This window comes from Dryocola clanedunensis (assembly GCF_038405435.1).
GTDB classification, from domain to species: Bacteria; Pseudomonadota; Gammaproteobacteria; order Enterobacterales; family Enterobacteriaceae; genus Dryocola; species Dryocola clanedunensis_A.
The window spans coordinates 1-864 of record NZ_JBBYHZ010000053.1 but is presented as its reverse complement, the minus strand read 5'-3'; the positions used below and the strand labels follow the sequence as shown (position 1 = coordinate 864).

Genomic DNA, 864 nt, shown 5'->3' with positions numbered 1-864 from the left:
CCAATGGCCTCGCTCATCTGGTATGTCGGTTCGATAGGCACCAAAGCGTAACCATCCGGAATTTCCGGAGAGTTGCCAGCGCAAGCCTGCTGATATCTCTCAAGTTCAACGTATTCCTGAACCTTCCAGCCCATCTCTATGCAGTCTTTAGCCTCTGCCACATCCTTTGTGAATGTTGTTGAACGACCGCCTGGAACAGTAACTTCGTACAGGTCAGCGACCGGCTTAAACTGCGTTAATGGCTCATCAGGCACGGTCACAGCCTGTAGTGGTGGGGCTGCAAATAGTGCCACTGTGTAGCCTTCCACCTCATTGCGTTCACGGTCAACCGGCCATGCCCGGAGATACATTCCCGTGGCATGCATGTTCGAAATTTCGTGCTTTTCGGTAAACGCCACCGGCTCCTTGCTGGCTTTGCGGTATTCCTGAAGCTCGGCCGAAATTGAGTTCAATTCTTCTTGGGTAGGTGGATAGTTGTATAAATCATCTTCCACTGCCAATTCAGCCAGTCTCTCATCTGCAACCATAGTGCTTTGATAGTTATTGTTCATCTTAATCACTCCCCTCTACGCTACCGCCCGCGCCTTGGATTGCCTCGACAACATGTGCGTGCATATAGAATTTAGTGCCGTACATTTCGATATACTCAGATGGCAGCTTCACGGATAGCTTGCTGGCTTCCAGTTGCTCACGCTCAACACGCAAGCGGCCAATGGTAAGCGTCAAATCCTGATTCTCTTCGTCGCGCTGTTTGGCGTACTGCTCCGCCTGCTCCAGCGCCGCTATCAGTGCTGTTATGTGCCCGGAAGCTTTCCCGCACTGCTCTACGAGGCTAACGTCAGATCCTGTGTCGATGTCATCAAC

2 pseudogenes are annotated in these 864 nt (G+C 51.6%); both read right to left on the bottom strand.

Going from position 1 to position 864, the window contains the following annotated elements:
• Positions 1 to 551 (bottom strand): annotated as a pseudogene (locus AAE045_RS23305) (hypothetical protein); the annotation flags it as partial.
• A gap of 1 nt (position 552) precedes the next feature.
• Positions 553 to 864 (bottom strand): annotated as a pseudogene (locus AAE045_RS23300) (hypothetical protein); the annotation flags it as partial.